This window comes from Clostridium sp. (assembly GCF_051650885.1).
In the GTDB taxonomy this organism is placed as follows: Bacteria; Bacillota; Clostridia; order Clostridiales; family Clostridiaceae; genus Clostridium.
In genome coordinates, this window is the sequence record NZ_JBOFRG010000081.1 from 1 (window position 1) to 1,279 (window position 1,279).

The 1,279-nt window shown below is 34.9% G+C and carries 1 protein-coding gene; it reads right to left on the reverse strand.

Annotated features, from left to right (window positions below):
- The coding region (locus tag ACRC28_RS03995; RefSeq protein ID WP_438542161.1) for a hypothetical protein at window positions 1-194 on the reverse strand (194 nt) is incomplete at its 3' end.
- Window positions 195-1,279: the final 1,085 nt, after the last annotated feature.

Consider the following 1,279-nt stretch of genomic DNA (forward strand, 5'->3'; position numbering starts at 1 on the left):
TCACCATCATCTGTCTTTAACCCTCCTTTCACATACTCTATTGTAAAGTCGAATTCATGGATAAACTTAATCCACCTATTTATCCAATTATTGTTAAAGTAAGACTTATTCCTAATCTCTGCCAAAGCTTTGTGGTCAGTCATCAAATGAAATTTTATTCCTCTTAAACCACTTTTAAATTTCTTTATTCTCAATACCACTGCCTACATCTCCTTCTCGCTTTAGTGTATCTCTTCTTAGTAGGAGTCAACATATTCGATGTCCATTGTATAGAAACCCATCTGCCCTCGTTGTATTTTTGTAATCATATTGCTTCAATCCTTGAGTCACATGCATCTGTACGCACTCTAAATGCCTTCCTAACGTTAGGAATCTTCACTTTCTCCATATCTTCTGTCCATTCCCACTTTACATTTTTAAAGCCTCCGTAAGCCTAGCTGTCCTGTAAGCATAGTTAGAAACAAAATCTCCAAACCATCCTATTAACCCTAAAAACCTTCTCATCTCCTTTACATTTTCAGGTCTTAAAAACTCTAATGTCTCATGCCTCTTTATCTCATTCGGTTCACATCATCTCCGTTTATTGTTACACCCAAAAGTTTTACTTCCTCCAAATTGTATCTTTCTCTTGTTCCCTCTCAGGCCGCTTTTCCTAAATCTCTTGATCACTTTCCTCAATAACTCGTCATATACATGAGCATCTCTACCGTGAATAACAATCATGCATGTACACTTTTACTCCTCTTCCTCTAAATTCATCTAACACGTTTTTCATAACTCTGTGAATTATATGGGGCGAGTTCTTGAACTCAAATACTATGCTGTTCCATCATAATCTCACCCATTCACTTCAAATACTGTCTTGTGTTTGTGTTGCTCTTCTATCTCGACGTGGTAAAACCCTTATTTAAAATCTATCACTGTAAACAACTTAAAACCCTGTGTAGCTCTATTATATTTTTTATTAAGGGTAATGCATACGGATCTTTTTTTAGTAACTCGTTTGACGCAATCAAGTTGCTTTTTACTTTAACGTCCCCATTTGCTTTACAATTGCTCTTATCTGACTCACTTATTCACTTTTAGATCTTCTTATAATCCCTCTACTTTTCAACTGATTCAGATACTTCTCAAACTTCTCTCGTAGATAATGAGGAATATTTTGTCCCGCTATATTACTTTCTCTTTTTATTTTGTATGTATAGAACAACTTTCCACAGTCAAAAATTTTATTTTACCTTCCAATTTCTGCAACACCTCTGGATATTTAACTATTGAT